The sequence below is a fragment of the Polaribacter sp. genome, from assembly GCF_039939415.1.
Classification (GTDB): Bacteria; Bacteroidota; Bacteroidia; order Flavobacteriales; family Flavobacteriaceae; genus Polaribacter.
This window is the reverse complement of the sequence record NZ_JBDVJE010000008.1, coordinates 1-21,223: the sequence shown is the minus strand read 5'-3', so window position 1 is coordinate 21,223 and position 21,223 is coordinate 1. Positions and strand designations below refer to the sequence as shown.

Genomic DNA, 21,223 nt, shown 5'->3' with positions numbered 1-21,223 from the left:
TTACACTTCAACCAGGAATTGTAAGAGATTCTTTAAATGTGTACTTAAAACCTTATGGATTGTTTTTTGGTCCAAATACATCAACCTCTAACAGATGTATGATTGGTGGAATGGTGGGTAATAATTCTTCTGGAAGTACATCTATAAAATACGGAGTTACAAGAGATAAAGTAATTTCTATAGATGCTATTTTAAGTGATGGTAGCAAAGCAACTTTCAACGAAATTTCATCAGAAGAATTCATCAAAAAAACAAAAGAAAATACGCAAGAAGGAAAAATTTATAAAACTATTTTTGACGAACTTTCTTCTGTAGATAATCAACAAGAAATTAAAAAAGAATTTCCAAAAGCAACCATACATAGAAGATGTACTGGTTATGCTGTAGATGAATTTTTAACTTCAGATTTATTTGGAGGAACAGAACCCACAATAAATGTTGCAAAACTACTTTCTGGAAGTGAAGGAACTTTGGCATTTTCTACTGCTATTACTTTACAATTAGATAATGTTGCTCCAAAAGAAAGTATTATGGTTTGTACTCATTTTAAAAGTATAAACGAAAGTTTAAAAGCGACTTTAATTTCTATGAACCACAATTTATATAATTGTGAGTTAATGGATAAAACCATTTTAGATTGTACTAAAAATCACCCAGATTTAGCTAAAAATCGTTTCTTTTTACAAGGAGATCCTGAAGCTGTTTTAATGCTTGAGGTTTCTGCTGCAACCATAGAACAAGCAGAAATTTATGCAGATAATTTAATTGCAGATTTAGAGAAAAACAACTTTGGGTATCATCATCCAAAAGTGTATGGAAAAGATATTGCAAAAGTGCATTATTTACGTAAAGCTGGTTTAGGTGCTTTGGCAAATATTGTTGGAGATAAAAAAGCGGTTGCTTGTATAGAAGATACTGCTGTGGCTTTAGAAGATCTTCCAAATTATATAGAAGAATTTACTAAAATAATGGCAAAATACAAGCAAAATGCTGTGTATTATGCACATGCAGGAGCTGGTGAATTACATTTACGTCCTATTTTAAATATCAAGAAAAAAGAAGATGTAGTTTTATTTAGAAAAATTACAACAGAAACTGCAGAATTAGTAAAAAAATATAATGGTTCTTTTTCTGGAGAACATGGAGATGGAATTGTACGTGCAGAATTTATTCCGTTAATGATTGGTGATAAAAATTATCAACTTTTAAGAAGAATTAAAAAAGCTTTTGATCCAAATAACGTTTTTAATCAAGGAAAAATAACAGATGCTTTTCCTATGGATGAGAGCTTACGTTATGAAGTTGATAGAGAAGAACCTGTTATTAAAACCATTCAAGATTTTTCTGAAAGTGAAGGGATTTTAAAACTTGCAGAAAAATGTAATGGTTCTGGAGATTGTAGAAAACCAGTAGAAGCTGGTGGAACATTATGCCCAAGTTACAGAGCTACAAAAGATGAAAAAGATACCACAAGAGCAAGAGCAAATACATTACGTGATGTTTTAACAAATAACACAGCTGCAAATAAATTTGACTCTAAAGAATTAAAACAAGTTTTAGATCTTTGTTTAAGCTGTAAAGCTTGTGCTACAGAATGCCCTAGTAATGTAGATATTGCTAGTTTAAAGGCAGAGTTTTTATACCAATATCAAGAAACAAACGGTTATTCATTTAGAAGTAAACTATTTGCTAATAATGCAAAATATAATAAGTTAGGAAGTATTTTTCCTTCATTGACAAACTATATAACCAATACCAACTTTTCTAAAAAAATGTTAGGTGTTGCAGTTGAAAGAACTGTACCAAAATTAGCAAAACAAACATTAAGTAGCTGGTTAAAAAAACATCAAACTAAAACATCTAAAAAAGTAGTTTATTTATTTAATGATGAATTTACCAACTTTTATGATGCTGAAATTGGAAAAGACGCAGTTTTACTTTTAGAAAAATTAGGTTATGAACCTAAAAACATTGCTCATAATGAAAGTGGTAGAAGCCATATTTCTAAAGGTTTTTTAAAAGAAGCAAAAGCAATTAGTAACCATAACGTTGCAATATTTAAAGATTTAATTACAGATGAAACTCCTTTAGTTGGAATAGAACCTTCAGCAATTTTAACTTTTAGAGACGAATACAAAAGATTAGCAGACGATAAAACATCCGCAGAAAAAATAGCAAAAAACAGTTTTACTTTTGAAGAATTTATAGCTAAAGAAATCGAGAAAGAAAATATAGACAAAAGTTTTTTTACCAAAGAAGCTAAAACTTTAAAAGTACATGGTCATTGTCATCAAAAGGCATTATCGGGTACTTTTTCTAGTTTTCAAATGTTGAATTTACCAGAGAATTATGCTGTAACTATTATGAATACAGGTTGTTGTGGAATGGCAGGTTCTTTTGGTTATGAAAAAGAACATTATAAAGTTTCTATGCAAGTTGGTGAAGATACACTTTTTCCTAAGGTTAGAAACTGTAGTGAAGACACAGAAATTGCAGCAGCAGGAACAAGTTGTAGACATCAAATTTATGATGGAACAAAACGTGTTGCAAAACACCCTATTACTATTCTTAAAGAAGCATTAATTTAGCAGCTATGAGCAAAAAAAGTAAATTTATCGCTGATAATAATCGTTATGAAAAAATAAATTACAGAAGAACAGGAAACAGCGGTTTGTTATTACCTGAAATTTCTTTGGGTTTATGGCATAATTTTGGTGAAAATGACAACTTTAAAAATGCTAGAAATTTACTTAAATGTGCTTTTGATAATGGAATAACTCATTTTGATTTAGCAAACAATTATGGGCCACCTTATGGTGCTGCAGAAACTACTTTTGGAAAAATATTAAGCAAAGATTTTAAAAAATATAGAGATGAATTAATAATATCATCGAAAGCCGGTTATGATATGTGGGAAGGTCCTTATGGAAATTTTGGTTCAAAGAAATATTTAATTTCTAGTTTAGATCAAAGTTTACAAAGAATGAAACTTGATTATGTTGACATTTTTTATCATCACAGACCAGATGAAAATACGCCTTTAGAAGAAACAATGGGAGCTTTAGATTTAATAGTAAAACAAGGTAAAGCACTCTATATTGGATTGTCTAATTACAAACCTGAAAGAGCAAAAAAAGCATTTAAAATATTAAATGAGTTAGGAACTCCTTGTTTAATTCATCAACCAAGATATAATATGTTTGATAGATGGATTGAAGATGGATTATTAGATTTATTAGGAAAAGAAAAAGTTGGAGCAATTTGTTTTTCTCCTTTAGCACAAGGAATGTTAACTGATAAATACATCAATGGTTTACCAAAAGATTCTAGAGCTGTAAAAGATGGTCGTTATTTAAAAACGGATAAAGTTTTAGAAATGCTACCAAAAATTAAAGCTTTAAATGAAATTGCCAAAAACAGAAATCAGAATTTAGCACAAATGGCAATTTCTTGGATTTTAAGAGACAAAAGAGTTACTTCTGTTTTAATTGGTGCAAGTAAAACAGAACAAATTACAGATAGTATTAAAGCAACTGAAAACACTATTTTTTCTGAGGATGAATTAACAAAAATCAACTCTATATTAAAATAAAACTCTTTTTATATAACTTAATTTTTTATTTCTTTTCTATTACTCCTTCTTCTGCTAATAATGCAAAAAATTTATTTAAATTAGGTAAAATTACAATTCTAATTCTTCTGTTTTTTGCTCTGTTTTCTTTTGTTGTATTTGGGTACAAAGGCATCGTATCTCCTCTAGATGAGGCAATTAATCTGCTACCATCTATACCAAATTTATTTTGTAAAAGTCTTACCATAGAAGTAGCTCTTTTTGCACTTAAATCCCAATTATCTTCTACACTTTCTGTCTTATTAGTAATTTTATTAGTATCTGAATGTCCTTCAATCATAACATCCATACTTGGTTCAGATTCTATTATATCTGCTAATTTTGTAATTAATTTTAATGCACTCTTTTTAAGTTTATAACTACCTGAATTAAATAACAATTTCTCAGAAACAGTAATCATAACCACAGTTTGATCGATATCTATATCAATATCTTCAGAATTTTTAAATTCTGCTTTACCTAATGTTTTTCTTACAACATTGTATGAGACTGCCAAATTTATTGAATCTTTTAATGTTTTTGCTGTAGCTAATTTTTCTGGAGAAATTTTAGACAATGTTTTATTCATCATTGCTCTAATGTCTTTTGAAATAGCAACTTTACCATTAATCATGTCTAATTTTAAGGCATTTTCTTTTTCTAAAGTTACATTATCTCCTTTTAAAGAATTAATTTTATCATTATATAATTTTACTCTTTTATCAATTTTAGCAAACTTAAGCTTTAAACTATTTAAGCTTGTTTTGGTGTCTGTATATTTAGTTTCTAATTCTGCGTATTTTTTTTTTGAAACACAAGATGTTACAGTTAAAACCAATATTGATATTGATAATGATAAGATAATTTTTTTCATGCTAATTTTAGTTGGTTATTTATAGCTTTAAATATAATTATAATTTAATATTAATGTATTAAATGATTAGAATTTTTATAAAAAACTTATTCTTAGCATACTAAAACAAAAATAGTCCTTCAAATTAAAAAATTGAAGGACTATTATTTATAAAATAAATTCTCTTATTTTAAACTAGCTAAACTACTTTTAATCGTTTCTATTTTAGCCATAGTATCTGCTTCTTTTTTACGTTCTAAAGCAATTACTTGTTCTGGTGCATTTGCAACAAAACGTTCATTAGATAGTTTTTTATTGATACCAAACAAGAAACCTTCTGCTCTTTTCAATTCGCCTTCTAATTTCTTAATTTCTGCTTCTACATCAATATTTTCAATAGAAATTGGCACAAAATATTCGTTAGATTTTACTCTAAATGATGCTCCATCTACTTTCTCTGAAACATAATTTATAGTTGCAGTATTTGTTAATTTTTGAATTACTGCATCAAAATCTTTTGAACTATTTTCACTATCAATAACAAATAACTCAACTGCATCTTTAAAAGAAATGTTTTTATCCTTTCTAATTGTTCTAATACCAGATACAACATCAGTAGCAAATTCAAACTCAGAAATAATAGTTGAATCAAAATCTTTAATTGTAGGGTATTTTGCTATTACTAAAGCCTCTTCAGTTGTTCTTTCTGTAATAAATTGCCAAATTTCTTCCGTTAAAAATGGCATAAACGGATGCAATATTTTTAAATTGTTTTCTAAAACCTCAATAATTGCATCAAAAGTTACTTTATCTATTGGTTGTTGATACGCTGGTTTAACAATCTCTAATAACCAAGAAGAAAAATCATCATTGATTAATTTATAAATTGCCATTAAAGCATCCGACAAACGGTATTTAGAAAAGTGATCTTCTATTTCTGCCAACGTTTTTTGAAACTTAGCTTCGTACCAAGTTAAACCAACTTTAGAGGTTACTGGTTGTGGTAAACTAGCATCTACCTCCCAACCTTTTATCAAACGGAAAGCATTCCAAATTTTATTTGCAAATCCTTTTCCTTGCTGACATAAATCTTCATCAAACATTAAATCGTTACCAGCAGCAGAGCTTAATAAAAGTCCTACTCTTACTCCATCTGCTCCATAATCATCAATTAATTTTAAAGCATCTGGTGAATTTCCTAAAGATTTAGACATTTTTCGTCTTTGCTTATCTCTAACCAATCCTGTTAGATATACATTTTCGAAAGGTTTTTCGTCTTTATATTCATATCCTGCAACAATCATTCTAGCCACCCAGAAAAATAAAATATCTGGACCAGTAACTAAATCGTTTGTTGGATAATAATATTTAATTTCTTCGTTTTCTGGATTTCTAATTCCGTCGAAAACAGACATTGGCCACAACCAAGAAGAAAACCAAGTATCTAGTGCATCTTCATCTTGAGTTAAATCTTCTATTTTAAGAGATTTCTCCATTTCAGTCGAAATGACAGCTAATTTATTTTTCGCTAATTTATAAGCCTCTTCCCTATTTTCTGCAACCACAAAGTCTTCTTTACCATCACCATAGAAAAATGCAGGAATTTGTTGTCCCCACCAAAGCTGACGAGAAATGTTCCAATCTCTCACATTTTCCATCCAATGACGGTATGTGTTTTCGAATTTCTTAGGATATAAATTGATGTCAGTATCATCTCCTAAAACCGCTTTAATTGCAGGTTTAGCCAATTCTTCCATCTTTAAAAACCATTGATCTGATAATCTAGGTTCTATCACTGCTTTTGTTCTTTCTGATGTACCTACTTTATTGGTATGCACTTCAGTTTTTACTAAAACACCTTTTTCTTCTAATTCTTTAGCGATTTCTTTACGAACCACAAAACGGTCTTTGCCTTGATAATGCAATCCAAAAGAATTTAAAGAAGCATCTTCATTAAAAATATCTATTACTTCTAACTGGTGTTTATCACCTAAATTCTTATCATTTTCATCATGAGCAGGCGTTACTTTTAAACAACCTGTACCAAATTCTAAATCAACATATTCATCTTCAATAATAGGAATTACTCTATTACATAAAGGAACAATTGCTTTCTTTCCTTTTAAATGCGTAAAACGTTCGTCATTTGGGTTGATACAAATTGCAGTATCTCCAAAAATAGTTTCAGGACGCGTTGTTGCAATGGTTAATGTATCATTAGAATTTTCTATTTTATACTCTAAATAATACAAACTTCCTTGTCTTTCTTCGTGAATTACTTCTTCGTCAGAAAGTGTTGTTTTTGCTTCTGGATCCCAGTTTACCATTCTGTATCCTCTATAAATTAAACCTTTGTTATATAAATCAACAAAAACTTTAATTACAGATTCAGACATTTCTGGATCCATTGTAAAGGCTGTTCTTTCCCAATCGCAAGAAGCTCCTAACTTTTTTAATTGTTCTAAAATAATTCCACCATATTCATCTTTCCAATCGAAAGCATGTTGTAAAAATTCTTCACGTGTTAAATCGCTTTTGCTAATTCCTTGTTCTTTTAACTTGGCAACTACTTTTGCTTCTGTTGCAATAGATGCGTGGTCTGTTCCAGGAACCCAACAAGCATTTTTACCTAACAAACGTGCACGTCTAATTAAAACATCTTGTATGGTATTGTTTAACATATGCCCCATGTGTAAAACTCCGGTTACGTTTGGTGGCGGAATTACAATTGTATATGGCTCTCTTTCATCTGGTGTTGAATGAAAATAGTTGTTTTTCATCCAGTAATCGTACCATTTATCTTCTACTTTACTTGCATCATATTTAGATGGAATTGTCATACTTTGGTATCCTTTTTGATATATAGTTTGCAAAAATACAATTAACTATTTTGTAGAAAAAATTAGTAGTTGATTTTTTAGTACAAAATATTAATCTTAATTTTACAGTATAAATATTTAATTATGAAAACTTTCGGAACATTATTAATTGTGTTTTTTATCTCTTTATCAATAAATGCACAAGAATTTAAATTTGAAAAAGAAACCATTAATTATGGAAAAATTGAAAAAGCATCTAATGGAGAACGAGTTTTTGTTTTTACAAATATTGGTGATCAACCGTTAATTATTAAAAAAATTCAATCTTCTTGTGGTTGTACAGTGCCCAAAAAACCCGAAAAACCTGTGATGCCAGGAGAGAAAGGAGAAATAAAAGTTTCTTATGATACTAGAAGAGTTGGTGGTTTTTCTAAAGCAATTACTATTTATTCGAATGCAAAAACTCCAAGAAAAATGTTAAAAATTAAAGGTTTTGTTGTTAAAGGAATTTCTTTAGAAAAAGAAAAAAGTGAATTTTCTGGAAGTTAGTCTACACACTTTTATGTAATCTGAATTCAAATTTCATTTTTACATTGTTTCTTTTTATTACCATTTTAATTTTCTTTTTATCTCTTTCTTGGAATTTTTGAATAATTTCTCCTATTTGAAATTGATGAACAGCTTTACCATTTATACTAATAATCACATCATCTTTTAATAAGCCTGCATTATATGCTGGAGAGTTTTTTATAACATTTAGAATTTTATATGAAGGTTTAAAATTAAATGAATAACTCTTCACAAGAGAAACTGAATGCTTTTCGTTTAATTTTTGGTTAAAAGTATTTTCTATATTTCTTATTGCTGCTTCTTTTACTAGTTCTTCTCCGTTATAAACTATATCTAACCCACTCATATTGTAATTAAAACCAGAGGTAAAAGAACCATTCTTTTTAAACGTAAATTTATTATTTGGGTAGTCTATCCAAACCTTAAACCTTTTTAAAATACCACCACCAATACTACCATTTCTTGCTTTAAATTCTCTAGCATTATGAGTTGATGCTGAATCTAAAAAGGAAACTGTTGGTTTTTCTATCTTAAATCTACCTAATTTAAATTGAGGTATTCTACTCCTATTTCCAAATATAGGTCCACTTAACCCTTCTCCCAACAAATCATTAAAAAAACGTTTAGGTGTTTTAATTTCTGCTTTAGAGTTTTCGAAAAGCCACATAGCATCGCTTCCCCCAGAATCTACTAATAGTAAAGTCTCTATAAATTTATTTCCAATAGTATCTAAACTAACTTTAGCTTTTATAAAAGGCTTTTTTCTATAAAAATTAAAAGGAACAGTTTCGCATTTTTTACATTTTTTATATTTAAAAGTTTTAGGATTATAAAAATCTATTTTTTTAGAGTTATAATTAACTTTTACTATTAGATCTTTTAATAAGTTATAACCGATTATACCATGTATTGTTGTTCCCATTTTACTAGATAAATCAAAATAATCTTTTAAAATCACAAAAATAGTTTCATTATTACTAACTAAATTTTTTATTTTAAAAGTGTTTTTTTTTGAAACTAAAGCATTAACAGCTTCTCCTTTACCTAAACCACGTAAGGTTACTTTTGTTGTATTTAATAAACCAATACTATCATTTTCTGTTAAATTAAAAAGTATGGTTTTATTAACACCTGTATCTAATATAAATGATAATTTTTTACCATTTATCTCTAAAGGTAACACTATCAAGTTATTAACCTTTTTAAAACTTACTTGTACTCTATCTTTATTTATTCCGCTAAAACGAAACCCAGATTGAGATTTTGAAGTAAATGAAATAATGAATGTAAAAAAAATAAAAAAAAATCTTGTTTTCAATATAAAAAAATTATGAATGAAAACAATATACAACTTAATGATTGTTATATAATTTATTTTAGCAAATATTTAACCTTTAAAGTTTCTTTAATAAAATGGTATAAATAAAATATATTTCGGAAATTTGCATCAATTAATTCTTAAAAAATTATTATGCCTTCAATATCTAATAAAGGGTTACAAATGCCAGAATCTCCAATAAGAAAACTAGTTCCTTTTGCAGAAGATGCAAAAAAAAGAGGAACAAAAGTTTATCACTTAAATATTGGTCAGCCTGATATTAAAACACCTCAAATTGCTTTAGATGCAGTAAAAAATAATGAAATTGAAACATTATCTTATGCTCGTTCTGAGGGTTCTGATGAATACAGAAATAAACTCGTAAATTATTACAAAAAACATTCTATAAATATATCTTCTAACAATATTGTTGTTACAACAGGAGGTTCTGAAGCTTTACTTTTTACTATTGGTAGTATAACAGATCCTGGAGACGAAATTATTATTCCAGAACCTTTTTATGCAAACTATAATGGTTTTTCTACAGCTTCTGGCGTTAAAGTTGTTCCTGTAATTTCTAAAATTGAAGATAATTTTGCATTGCCAAAAATTGAAGATTTTGAGAAGTTAATCACAAAAAAAACAAAAGCAATTTTAATTTGTAATCCTGGAAACCCAACAGGTTATTTATATTCTCCTGAAGAAATTTTAAAATTAAAAGAGATTGTTTTAAAACACGATTTATTTTTAATTGCTGATGAAGTATATAGAGAATTTACATATGATGGTTTACAGCACACTTCTGTAATGGCTGTTGATGGTTTAGAACAAAATGCCATTATTATCGATTCTGTGTCTAAACGTTATAGTATGTGTGGAGCAAGAATTGGTTGTATCGTTTCTAAAAATGATGAATTTATTAAAACTGCCATTAAGTTTGCACAAGCACGTTTAAGTCCGCCAACATATGCATTAATAGCAAGTGAAGCAGCACTAGATACTCCTCAACAATATTTTGATGATGTAAAAGAAGAATATGTTGAAAGAAGAAATACTTTAATTACTGAATTACAAAAAATTGATGGTGTAAAAGTTGCCAATCCTAAAGGTGCTTTTTATTGTGTTGCAGAATTACCCGTAAAAGATTCAGACCATTTTGCACAATGGATTTTAGAAAAATTCGATTATAATAAAGAAACTGTAATGGTTGCTCCTGCAAGTGGATTTTATTCGACAGAAGGTGAAGGAAAAAACCAAATAAGAATGGCTTATGTATTAAACAAAGTAGATTTAATAAAATCTGCTCAGATTTTAAAAGAAGCTTTAAAACAATACAATAACTAATTGAAAATCGAAAATAACATATCATTAAAACAGTACAATACTTTTGGTATTGATGTTACTGCAAAACGTTTTGTTTCTATTGATTCTGTATATCAATTACAGCAACTTTTAAAAATTGAAAAAGATATTTTTTTAATTTCTGGAGGAAGCAATATGCTACTAACAAAAGATATTGAAAAATTGGTGGTACATATTAATATTAAAGGAATTTCTATAGATAGAGAAAATAAGAATGACATTTACATTACTGTAAATGCTGGAGAAAATTGGCATGATTTTGTTTTATGGTGTGTTTCTGAAAATTATGGAGGTATAGAAAATTTATCTTTAATTCCTGGTAATGTTGGTACATGTCCTATACAGAATATTGGTGCTTATGGAGTTGAAGTTAAAGACACAATTACTAAAGTTGAAGCCTTAGATATTGAAACAGGAAAATTAGTTCAATTTTCAAATACTGAATGTAATTTTGGGTACAGAAATTCTATTTTTAAGAATGAAGCTAAAGGTAAATATATATTAACTTCTGTTAGCTTTCAATTAACAAAAACCAAGCATAATTTAAATTCTTCTTATGGTGCTATTGAAGCTGAATTAACTTCTAAAAACATTACAAATCCTAGTTTAAAAAATATTTCTGAAGCTGTTATTGCAATTAGAGAATCTAAACTTCCAGATCCTAAAAAAATTGGAAATAGTGGTAGTTTCTTTAAAAACCCTGTAATTGCAAAATCTCAGTTTTTAGAACTTCAAAAAGAATATCCTAATGTACCTAGTTATATAGTTTCTGATACTGAAATTAAGGTTCCTGCAGGTTGGTTAATAGAACAAGCTGGTTTTAAGGGAAAACGTTTTGGTAATTATGGTGTACATGAAAAACAAGCTTTAGTTCTTGTAAATTATGAACATGCAACTGGAGAAGAAATTTATCAGCTTGCTGAAAAAATAAAGGAAACTATTTTTAAAAAGTTTAGAATTTCTTTAGAAATTGAAGTAAATATAATTACATAAAAAAAGCCTTGTTACTCGAATAACAAGGCTTTTTTATAGTAAGTAACAATTCAAAAAATTACTTGTTATTTATGGTATAAATGTATTTTAACCCAATAATATTAGATGAATCTGGAAAATCTACATTCAACTCTTTTTGATATCTATAGAATACTCCTATTTTACCAAAGTTCTTTGTTTTATAATCGGTTCCTAAGGTTAATCTATATTTATTAAAACCATTTTCTTCTCCTTCTTGAAATTTATTAAAAATTTCTGCAGAAAATTTGGGGTCTAATTTCCAGTTTTTAATATTGTATTCTAAAGAGGTTTTAAAACGAATATTTTGATTTGCGTAATCTCCTTCATCATAAGAAATACCTAATTCGTTTTTATTTTGATAACGTAATCTATAACCTATTTTAAAATCTTTAATTTCATGTTTATACATTACATCAAATTGATATCTAAAATGATTTTCATACCCCTGAATATTTCCTTTATTATCATTATCTCTAATAAACCTTACCCCTAAACCTACAGAAAAGCCTTTAAATAATTTATAATCTGCACTTAATTGCGTAAAATAATTATCTACTGCAGAAATGTCTTCTTTTAATCTAAATTGTTCTTCTAAACCAAAACTCCATTTATTATTCAACTTATACTCCACACCAACAGTATTCCATAAAGCCAAATCTGCATCTGTTTGTGCGTAATTTTTTCCTACAAATAGCATTGCAATTATTAGCATAAATTTTACTATTGATCTTTTTTTAATTTTCATCTTTTTATTTGTTAGTAGAAAAAATTATTTCTGTTTATAATAGAAAATAGTAACAGTTGCTATATCTTTTAAGAAATCTATATTACCAACTGTAACATCATTTATAGTTAAACCTGTTCTGTTTTCTAAATCTTCTTTTAATAAATGATAATTTTCTGGTTTAATATTATCTATATTTTCATAGACAATAGATTTAGCTACAACTTGTTTTAAAGACCAATATTTTTCTATTAATAATAATACAAAAACAATAATAAGATTTGCAGCAAGAATTTCTGCATAACTCATTTTTTTATTAGCTAATGCGTTTATAATAGACACACCAATTACAACAAATAAATAAGTCATTTCTTTTATATCTACAGGGTTTGTTCTGTATCTAATAATTCCGAAAATTGCAAAAAGACCTAATGCCATACCAATATCCATCTCATATTTTTTAAGTGTAAAACATAAAAAAAACACAATAAGACTAATTAAATAATAGGTAAAAACGTAGTCTTTTCTTTTTGAATCTGAGTAATAAATGAATCTAATAATAATTGTAAGAAATGAGAAGTTTAAGATGAACCTGAACATCATTTTAAAAAAGTCATTGTCGAATAAAGGGATCTCTAAAAATTCCATAGTTAAGCTATTGTGTTATTTATTTTAATTAATTTTTTCTTGAAAACATTATATTTTAAATCATTATAAAGACTAATCATACCAATACAATATTTACTTATACTATATGGGTTTTGTCTTATTGATTTTAATGATTTTACTATTTCAGATTTTCTATTAAATCGTTCTTGTTTTACTTCAATTATCACAAGGTTTTCAAAACCTTTTTCTTTATCATTTATATTATATGAAAGATTTAAATCTATAGTTACTCGTTCTTTATTTTTTAAATTAACTAAAGTAATTCTATTAAAACCATTCCATAAACTAGGACTTAAATCATACGCTACATTTATTGTGTTTGATATAAAATCTTTAGAAGAAGTTGTTAAATCAGTTTCAAAATCTTTAACCTGAATTCTAGTTTTATTGGTTTCTCCTTTTCCATTTTTTTGTTTTATCTCTAGAAAACAAAGATTAGATTCTATGTATTTTCTTTGTCTTATTTTAGTTCTATTATTTTTTCCATTATGATGATCGTTATAGAACTTATTTTCATGAGTATCAAAATACAATGATGAATAGCTCATAATTCTATCATCATTAATTTGTAATACTTTATAATCTTCTTTTATGTTTTCTAAAATTAGAATTAATTGAGATTTATTAATAACAAACTTTGTATCTGTTCTCTTCATTAAAGCAACACTATTCATCTCTTTTAGAGAAATAGGAAAAAATTGATTTATAATTGGTTCTATCTTTTTTAACATATACTTTTTTTAATATTAATATATAGTTATTATTATGTTACTTAAAGTTTAGATGATATTCTATAATTAAACTTGTGCCCTTTTTGTTAAAAAAAACTTAATTAAAAAAACCTCATCAAATAATTGATGAGGCTTCAAAAAATAACATTCCCCCAAATGTTAAATTAAATTTATTTTAAAGTATTAATGTCTTTATTATGTTGTTTTAAATTGTTTTTATCTAAGTAATTTTTAAATTCTGATATTTATATTTTAAATAGATTTTGTATACCAAAAGAATTATCTAAAGAACTTATCTTCTATTTCTTTTTGTAACTTTTTTAAGTTCTTCTATTGAAATAAAACCGTCATTATTACTATCAATTTTAGAAAAGTCATTAACTAAAGGTCCTCTAACCTCACTTTTTGATAATTTTTTATCTTTATTTACATCCATTCTCTCCAATAAATCTTCAAAAGTTATTGGTTTGTTTCTATTACCTCCTCTTCTATCGCGTTTTGGTTCTTCATATTCTCCCATTAAACAACGACTTACATAAGGAAATTCATTGGTTACTAAATACACGTATTTACCATTTACTGTAGTTCCATTGCATTCATCTAAATCTCCTAAACCAGCTTCATATATAAAATCTGAGCCAAAAGTACCATCATGATTATCATCTAAATTAACATTAATTGTAGTTTTAGGATTTGTATATGTACAATCTTCTCCTTCTCTTTTTCCATCTAATAATTTATAACTAGACTTATAAGCACCACTTTTTGAATAGTAAATAGGAAAACCATCATGTGCAAAACCAATATGTACCAAATCTTTACTTTTATTAAAATTTTCTATCAAAGAAGTTGGTGCTCCATGATAATGGTAAGCTCCTGTTGGCTGAACATGAGCATGGTTAAAGTCTAATCCAAGATTAATTAAATCTTGAAAAGCTTCTACCCTATAATTTTCACCTGTTTCACATATAACAACTTCTGCTGTTCCTGGTTCAAATTTTACTCCATTTAAAGCAATTCCTGGTTCTCTAACCCAAGTTGGTTTTCCTACAAATTTAGGATTCAAAGGAAACATATATTGCCTATTTTGCTCTGAAATTTTATTTGGATTACCTCTGGTAGGAAACTTACCTGTTTTATGATTTGGCAACGAATTTGTTTTCATCTTTCGATAACCATTTTCTAAAATTACAGTGGTTTTTGTACCATAATCTTTATTATTTAAAGTATATGCTCCAAAATAATCTGTATTAGAATGTGTATGATTATCAGCTAAACTTTCATGAGAATGAGAGTGATTGTTATTTTTACAACTTATTATTATGAATGTAATAACAATAAAATAAATATATCTTTTTTTAAAATTGCTCATTTTTTAATATTTTAATATCCGCTATTAGTTGTTTTACAGAGTTCTTATTTAAACCATTATAAATACCTCTTATATGTTTTTTTTTATCAATTAAAATAAAATTTTCTGTATGTAAAAAATCATTTATTCCTTTAGGCTCTCCTAAATCTTCTTCTACAAAATACCATTTTCTACCTAAATTATAAATTTCTTTTTTACTACCTGTAACAAGATGCCAATTCTTATTTATATTATGCTCTACAGCATATTTTTTTAGCTGTGAAACAGAATCTTTTTTTGGTGTAACAGAATGAGAAATAATTAATATTTCTTCGTCATTTTTAAAAGCCTCTTGAACCAAATTCATGTTTTTAGTCATCATTGGGCAAACTCCTGGACAAGTTGTAAAGAAAAAATCTGTTACATAAATCTTACCTTCTAATGTTTTCTGAGTAATCTTTTTTCCGTTTTGATTTATCAAATTAAAGTCTGGAATTTTATGAAAAGACTTTAATTCGTTACTTTTAGTACCTAACCATTTTGGAGTAAAAGAAGCTTCATTATAGAAAGGCAAAACATCAATTTTACTAGTAATTTCTTTATTATTAGTTTTTTTACAACTTAAGATTAGTAAAAGCCCTATTATAAAAAAAATACTATTTTTTATATTCTTTAATTTTCTCATCTTTTAATTGATAACATAATTTTGCTCGTTTCATACCAAATGATCTACCATTCTTTGCTTCATAATTAACATAAATCTTTCCGTTTTGCAACCATGCTCTTTGCAAACCATTTTCTCTACCTTTTAATAAATTTCTTTCTTTAGATAAATTACCATCAGAAAACCATTTTCTTTCTACACCATTCATTTTTCCGTTTACATAGTTTACTTCTGATGCTAAATTTCCGTTATTCCACCAAGATTTATAAGTTCCTACTAGTACATTTTGACTGTAATGAGATTCTAACTTTAATTTACCATCATTAAACCAAACTTTATAAACACCTTCTTTTTTTCCATTAAAAAAACCTGTTTTCTCTTTAATTGTTTTATTTGGATATAATTTTACTGCAAAACCATTATAAAGTTTATTCTTATAATACCATTTACCTTCATTACCATTTAAAACCAAACTATCTTTATGTACAATATTTGTTAAATCAATTGCTTTATTACTTAACTTTTTTATTGTGTCAATTTTCTTATTGGTTGTAGTATTACAACCAATAAGAAAAAATAAAAAAAAATTAACAATTAACTTCATTTAATAACCTTGATATGGTCCTTCAAATGCTATATAAGAACCTGTAGTTGAATAAATTTCATTTATAATATGATAGTGATACTCATCTATACCTACAGTATGTTGAGTTGATGCTGTATGACCTCCTGAAATATCTAAGTCTAAAGGATAAGTACCCGTAGAATTACATTTTCTTCCGTACAAGAAAACACCATCTAATAAAATTCCTATCAAATTTTCATCATCATCTGAAAATGCTTTTGGTTCAAGGTGATAGTGATATACTCCTGGACCAATGTGACCCCCTGTCCAATCTAAACTAGCTGCTGCTTCATCTAAGGCTCCATTTCCTTCTTGATCATTAAAAATAGATGCACCACTAACGGCAATACCAATTGTGTTTAATTCTGTATTAACGGTACTTCCTGTTAAATTAGGAATTGCATCTACAGTTATAGTTACGGCATTATTATTACTTGTCATTATAGAAGGTGTTGTTGATACATCTGGTTCATCTTTGTACAAAGAACTACTAGAGCCCCAATATACAGTTTCATGATTAGGTAAACCTGTTGTTTCAATTGTTACAGTTGTACCACTATTAGATAAATAGATATCTGTTGCCTCTGTATTAAACTCTGCATAAGCAGCATGTAATTCAGTTACAGATTCTTCTTCTACACTTGTATCTTCTTCAAAATCTTCTTCTTGACTTGAACTACAAGCAATAAATATTGAAAATAAAAACATTAAAAATGTAGATTTTAATAAAAGATGGTTTTTCATAATTAAATGGTTTTAGTGATGGTTAACATTTTAATATACTAATCTAAGTAAGAGCTTACTGCGCTTTTTCTAGAAGTAGCATGACTTTTTAATTCTGTGATAGCCGATTGAAAACTAGAGCTAGAATTTAAAAAAGTATAACCACTTACTTCTGATGTTGCATACTCTTCTATTAATGCAGCATAACTTGTATATAATGCTTGCATAGTAGTTTCATTAAATGCATCATTAATAACTTCTTCTAAATAAGCATCATATTTTGCTTTATATACATCATCTTGATACATATAACCTATTAATGGCCAAGTAGATGAACTTAAACCAGAAAAGTTTAAAGGTAAAGACCCTCCCATTTTACCAGTTTGTAAAGCTTCGTTATTGTCCCAAGGAATCCATGTTAATTTATTGGTGTCTGGGTTATTGTATAAGAAGTAATTATGAGTCATTCTTCCATAAGTATCCCAATTTTGTACAATACCATTAACTGCTAAATATTTTAAAAATACATCTGTATCAAAAATAGCATCTAAATTCGCTCTCCAAGTTGCAGGATCTGAAGTTCTAGAACCATCATTAATAATTGACAACAAACTCTGTACATCAGAAAAATCTGCTTCATCTTCATTATTCTTTTTTACATATTCATCTTCATCATAAGATCCGCTTTCAAAAGTGGCAGCATCACCATCTGGTTTGTATAAATTACCTTCATCAGAAGAAAATTGTGTTTCTGTTACAGTATCATCAACTTCTTCAACTAGTGTATAAAGTCCAAAATATTGTGGGCCATCTCCATGATCTACATAAAGAGTATAAAAAGCAGTGTGTGAAGCTGCTAAACCTGCATTTCTAAATACATCTGTTGCTACTTTTTCTCTTAACATAGAATCATCATCATAATTATTTTTAAGGCTTAGTTTTTTAAATCCGTAGAAACGTTGATTGTTAATTTGAGGATAATCATCTTCAAATTCATCAAAATCTAATTTAAATGATAGCTTTAAGATACCAGATTGCCAACTAGATTGTAAACTTGAGTTTCCTTTAAAACGCAACCCTACTTTATACCATTCTATACCTTCATAAAATACTTCTCCTGGAACAAAAATTGGATCTTCATCAGAAAAACTAGAACCTCCAGACATACCTCCAACTCCAAATGTTCCATATAGATTTGTCATGTCATCTAACATATTTTGCCAGTTTTCTTCTGATATTACAAAATCTAATCTTTTTACGGTATTATCTTCAAAAACTTCATCAAAATTTGGATCTGCACTTTTACTATGCGTGGTATCTGTCCAATCTGTTGGTTCAAAATCAGAATCATCTACAACAACAACTATTTCTTCTTCTTGCTCTTCTTCTTCTTCAACTTCTGCTTTACTAGAACAAGAAAAAATGATTAATAATACAAATGTATATGGAATTAAGTCTTTTAAATATTTCATAATTATTTAGTTTAATTGATTGTACTGTTTTTTAATTTCTTGGTCTTTCTTTTCTTTCTGGTTTTGGAGCATTTTTTAACTCTTTTTTAGATAAAAAACCATCTTCATTTGTATCTATTTTTTTAAAATCTTTTTTTAAAGGTCCTTTAGCTTCTTTTAATGAAATTTTACCATCTTCATTAGTATCTAAATCTTTAATAATTTGTTTAACAGAAGGTGGACCTTTTGGTGTTTCTTCATCATTATTTTGTTGAGCAATTGCAGAAATTGATGTTAACAATATGAATCCTAATACAGCAATAATTTTATTTGTTAATTTTTTCATTTTTTGAATATTTTTTTAAGTTATAAAAGTTTAGATGCTACTCTTTTAAAAAACTTGTGCACGTTAACTTTACTTTAACAAAAAAAAAGCCTTATCAAGTAATTAATTGATAAGACTTTTAAGACTTCTTTTACAGGAAATAACTAAACTATTTTTCTTTCTTTAAAATTTTTATGTGCCGTTTTAATCTTTGTATATCTAGCGCTAAGGTTCCGTTATAAACACCTCTAATTCTTCCTTTCTTATCTACTAAAACAAAGTTTTCTGTATGTATAAACCCTGTTTTATCTTTAGTCTCTTTAAAAGCATCATCGGCAAAATATGATGTTCTAGCAATTTTATAAATTTCATCTCTATTACCAGTAACTAAATGCCATTTGTTATCAATTGCTTTTTTTTCTATGGCATATTCTTTAATTTTTTTAACAGAATCTATCCAAGGCATAACAGAATGAGATAATAATAAAATGTCTTTATCATTTTTATATTCTTCTTGTAATGCATGCATGTTTTTTGCTAATATTGGGCAAATACTTGGGCAGGTAGTAAAGAAAAAATCGGCAACGTATATTTTTTCTTCAAAATCTTTATTTGTTATTTTTTTTCCATTTTGGTTGGTAAATTCAAATGGTTTTATCTGATGTATTTTACTATAATTAATATCATTTTTTGAAATCCATTCTGGAGTAAATTCTTCTGAATTATAAAAAGGAAGGATATTATTTTTATTGATTAAGACTTCTTTTTTACAAGAAATACATATTAATAGTAATAGGGTTAAAAATTTATACTTCATTTTTAATTTTTATCTGTAGTTAAAACACTAACACATTTTTTTAAACCAATTAAACCATGTCTTTCATTATCTATCGTAAAAAAATTAGCTTTAATTTTTCCATCTATTGTCCACATTTTCTGACTTCCTTCTTCTTTTCCGTTAATAAAATTAAAATGCTTTGCTAATTGCCCATTATAATGCCAATCTTTAACACTACCGTTATAAACGCCATTATTATTTAATTGATATACAAACATTTGTTGTCCATTTTGAAACCAACCTTTATGAGTTTTTACTTTTAATCCCTTATGATAATACCTTTCAAACCATTTTTTTTTATCTGGATAATAGCCAAAAAATTTCCCTTCTTTTTTTCCTTGGTAATATGTTGCTTTCGATTTTAAACTTCCATCAATATAGAAGTCATTTACAATTCCTGCAAAAAGAACATCCTCATAAAAAAGAATGCCATTTATAAGTTTAAAATTAACATCGTTTTTATTTCTTTCTATAGATGGAGTTTTAATTTCACTAATTGCATCTATATTTTTTTCTTGTACAACTTTATTATTGCAAGAAATAAAAAGAGCACTAACTAAAAAACTAACTTTTATAAACTTCAAAAAAATCTAATTTGTAATATTACCTGGTGTACCGTAAAAACCATTACCATTTATATAAGGTGCTTCTGTTGTTATGTGATAATGATAAATTCCATCTGGAAAATCGGAAGTTATAGATATATGACCATGAAATTCGTCTAAATCTGCATTTGTAATAGTACTGCCATTTTCTGTTGGACCATATACAGGAAATCCATCTGCAAGTAAACCTAAAAAAGCACCAGATCCGAACTGATCTGTTAAATATGTTGGTTCTATATGATAATGATATTGATTTGTACCTGTTGGATGACCTAACCATTGATCAAATGAATTAATTTCACTAGTTAATTCTTGTTCATTTGGCCCTGCATATTGATTATAGAAAACGATTCCATTTCTAGAAATGCCAATTGGACCTAATGATGTAGCTAAATTATTACTTGATTTTGCGGGATTTAATGGTATTGTAAATGTTACATTTTGTTCAGCAATTACATTAGGGTTTTTATTCCAATTAGAATTTGTTCCTGTATAGGCTTCATATAATGCATGAGAAGAATTCCAATAAGGACTGGTATGATTTGGTAAATCTGTAGTTGTAAAAGTTACAGTATTACCATTTACAGCATAAGTTACTGCATCAATATTATCATACATCGTTAATATTGGTGTAATATTGTAAGTTATTTCTGTAGTATTTTCAATTTCTTCTTCAGAAATAGTTTCTGATGAACTACATGAAGTTATTATAGAACTAATTAATAAAGGGAAAAAATACAGTTTACTATTTTGAAATATTTTCATCTTAAATTATTTATTTTATAATTAGACCTAAGAAAGGTTAAAAGGTTTGAAAAAAAATCTAAATCTATATAGATCAGTAAATAAATACTTACCTTTAAAGTTAAAATACGTTATTTTATAAACATTTTAAAGATCAAAATATTTTAGAGTTCTCTGTTCGGTTCAAAACCGACCATGGATGCTATTGTTGATGTTGATAAAAAAGG

The 21,223-nt window shown here is 27.3% G+C and carries 20 protein-coding genes; 5 read left to right on the top strand and 15 right to left on the bottom strand.

The window, feature by feature from the left end; all coding sequences use genetic code 11:
* Together ABJG40_RS01455 and ABJG40_RS01450 are read left to right on the top strand one after the other, a co-directional pair.
* Nucleotides 1-2,588, top strand: a 2,588-nt coding sequence (locus ABJG40_RS01455) for an FAD-linked oxidase C-terminal domain-containing protein (protein ID WP_348022800.1), incomplete at its 5' end; no start/stop codon positions are given.
* Between the two features lie 5 nt (nucleotides 2,589-2,593).
* Nucleotides 2,594-3,592, top strand: coding sequence for an aldo/keto reductase (locus ABJG40_RS01450; protein ID WP_348022799.1), 999 nt, complete (start codon nucleotides 2,594-2,596; stop codon nucleotides 3,590-3,592).
* A 25-nt stretch (nucleotides 3,593-3,617) separates the two neighbouring features.
* Here the strand turns inward: ABJG40_RS01450 and ABJG40_RS01445 are convergent, their stop codons facing one another.
* Both ABJG40_RS01445 and ABJG40_RS01440 read right to left on the bottom strand, forming a co-directional pair.
* Nucleotides 3,618-4,484 carry an OmpA family protein gene (locus ABJG40_RS01445; protein WP_348022798.1) on the bottom strand — a complete coding sequence of 289 codons (867 nt, stop codon included), beginning with the start codon at nucleotides 4,482-4,484 and terminating at the stop codon, nucleotides 3,618-3,620.
* Nucleotides 4,485-4,648: 164 nt separating this feature from the next.
* Nucleotides 4,649-7,303, bottom strand: coding sequence for a valine--tRNA ligase (locus tag ABJG40_RS01440; protein ID WP_348022802.1), 2,655 nt, complete (start codon nucleotides 7,301-7,303; stop codon nucleotides 4,649-4,651).
* A 123-nt stretch (nucleotides 7,304-7,426) separates the two neighbouring features.
* Between ABJG40_RS01440 and ABJG40_RS01435 the strand changes: the two genes are divergently transcribed.
* Nucleotides 7,427-7,831 (top strand): DUF1573 domain-containing protein, encoded by a 405-nt coding sequence (locus tag ABJG40_RS01435; protein ID WP_348022797.1) that lies wholly within the window; start codon nucleotides 7,427-7,429, stop codon nucleotides 7,829-7,831.
* A gap of 1 nt (nucleotide 7,832) precedes the next feature.
* Here the strand turns inward: ABJG40_RS01435 and ABJG40_RS01430 are convergent, their stop codons facing one another.
* Nucleotides 7,833-9,170 (bottom strand): aspartyl protease family protein, encoded by a 1,338-nt coding sequence (locus ABJG40_RS01430; protein WP_348022796.1) that lies wholly within the window; start codon nucleotides 9,168-9,170, stop codon nucleotides 7,833-7,835.
* Between the two features lie 153 nt (nucleotides 9,171-9,323).
* Here ABJG40_RS01430 and ABJG40_RS01425 point away from each other — a divergent pair, with 153 nt between their 5' ends.
* Together ABJG40_RS01425 and murB are read left to right on the top strand one after the other, a co-directional pair.
* Nucleotides 9,324-10,514 (top strand): pyridoxal phosphate-dependent aminotransferase, encoded by a 1,191-nt coding sequence (locus ABJG40_RS01425; protein WP_348022795.1) that lies wholly within the window; start codon nucleotides 9,324-9,326, stop codon nucleotides 10,512-10,514.
* The gene (gene murB / locus ABJG40_RS01420) at nucleotides 10,515-11,525 is read left to right on the top strand and encodes a UDP-N-acetylmuramate dehydrogenase (protein ID WP_348022794.1); all 1,011 of its coding nucleotides are present in this window, start codon (nucleotides 10,515-10,517) and stop codon (nucleotides 11,523-11,525) included.
* Between the two features lie 58 nt (nucleotides 11,526-11,583).
* Here the strand turns inward: murB and ABJG40_RS01415 are convergent, their stop codons facing one another.
* From ABJG40_RS01415 to ABJG40_RS01360, 12 genes are all read right to left on the bottom strand, one after another.
* Nucleotides 11,584-12,291: a DUF2490 domain-containing protein gene (locus ABJG40_RS01415; protein ID WP_348022793.1), complete on the bottom strand. Its 708-nt coding sequence runs from the start codon at nucleotides 12,289-12,291 to the stop codon at nucleotides 11,584-11,586.
* Between the two features lie 24 nt (nucleotides 12,292-12,315).
* On the bottom strand, nucleotides 12,316-12,870 hold the full coding sequence (locus tag ABJG40_RS01410) for a DUF4956 domain-containing protein (RefSeq protein WP_348022801.1): 555 nt from the start codon (nucleotides 12,868-12,870) through the stop codon (nucleotides 12,316-12,318).
* A 50-nt stretch (nucleotides 12,871-12,920) separates the two neighbouring features.
* Nucleotides 12,921-13,670 carry a polyphosphate polymerase domain-containing protein gene (locus tag ABJG40_RS01405; protein ID WP_348022792.1) on the bottom strand — a complete coding sequence of 250 codons (750 nt, stop codon included), beginning with the start codon at nucleotides 13,668-13,670 and terminating at the stop codon, nucleotides 12,921-12,923.
* 292 nt (nucleotides 13,671-13,962) lie between these two features.
* The gene (locus tag ABJG40_RS01400) at nucleotides 13,963-15,042 is read right to left on the bottom strand and encodes a YHYH protein (RefSeq protein WP_348022791.1); all 1,080 of its coding nucleotides are present in this window, start codon (nucleotides 15,040-15,042) and stop codon (nucleotides 13,963-13,965) included.
* The gene (locus ABJG40_RS01395; protein ID WP_348022790.1) at nucleotides 15,029-15,706 is read right to left on the bottom strand and encodes an SCO family protein; all 678 of its coding nucleotides are present in this window, start codon (nucleotides 15,704-15,706) and stop codon (nucleotides 15,029-15,031) included. The genes ABJG40_RS01400 and ABJG40_RS01395 overlap by 14 nt, the downstream gene beginning before the upstream one ends.
* On the bottom strand, nucleotides 15,678-16,289 hold the full coding sequence (locus ABJG40_RS01390) for a hypothetical protein (RefSeq protein WP_348022789.1): 612 nt from the start codon (nucleotides 16,287-16,289) through the stop codon (nucleotides 15,678-15,680). The genes ABJG40_RS01395 and ABJG40_RS01390 overlap by 29 nt, the downstream gene beginning before the upstream one ends.
* Nucleotides 16,290-17,054 (bottom strand): YHYH protein, encoded by a 765-nt coding sequence (locus ABJG40_RS01385; RefSeq protein WP_348022788.1) that lies wholly within the window; start codon nucleotides 17,052-17,054, stop codon nucleotides 16,290-16,292. It lies immediately after the preceding gene.
* A gap of 38 nt (nucleotides 17,055-17,092) precedes the next feature.
* Nucleotides 17,093-18,505 carry a CotH kinase family protein gene (locus ABJG40_RS01380; RefSeq protein ID WP_348022787.1) on the bottom strand — a complete coding sequence of 471 codons (1,413 nt, stop codon included), beginning with the start codon at nucleotides 18,503-18,505 and terminating at the stop codon, nucleotides 17,093-17,095.
* A gap of 31 nt (nucleotides 18,506-18,536) precedes the next feature.
* Complete coding sequence (locus ABJG40_RS01375; protein WP_348022786.1) at nucleotides 18,537-18,830, bottom strand: EF-hand domain-containing protein; 294 nt, start codon at nucleotides 18,828-18,830, stop codon at nucleotides 18,537-18,539.
* 148 nt (nucleotides 18,831-18,978) lie between these two features.
* A complete protein-coding gene (locus tag ABJG40_RS01370; protein WP_348022785.1) occupies nucleotides 18,979-19,626 on the bottom strand; it encodes an SCO family protein in 648 nt (215 codons plus the stop codon).
* 2 nt (nucleotides 19,627-19,628) lie between these two features.
* Nucleotides 19,629-20,231, bottom strand: a complete 603-nt coding sequence (locus ABJG40_RS01365) for a hypothetical protein (RefSeq protein WP_348022784.1) — start codon at nucleotides 20,229-20,231, stop codon at nucleotides 19,629-19,631.
* Between the two features lie 6 nt (nucleotides 20,232-20,237).
* Complete coding sequence (locus ABJG40_RS01360; RefSeq protein WP_348022783.1) at nucleotides 20,238-21,017, bottom strand: YHYH protein; 780 nt, start codon at nucleotides 21,015-21,017, stop codon at nucleotides 20,238-20,240.
* Between the last annotated feature and the right edge of the window lie 206 nt (nucleotides 21,018-21,223).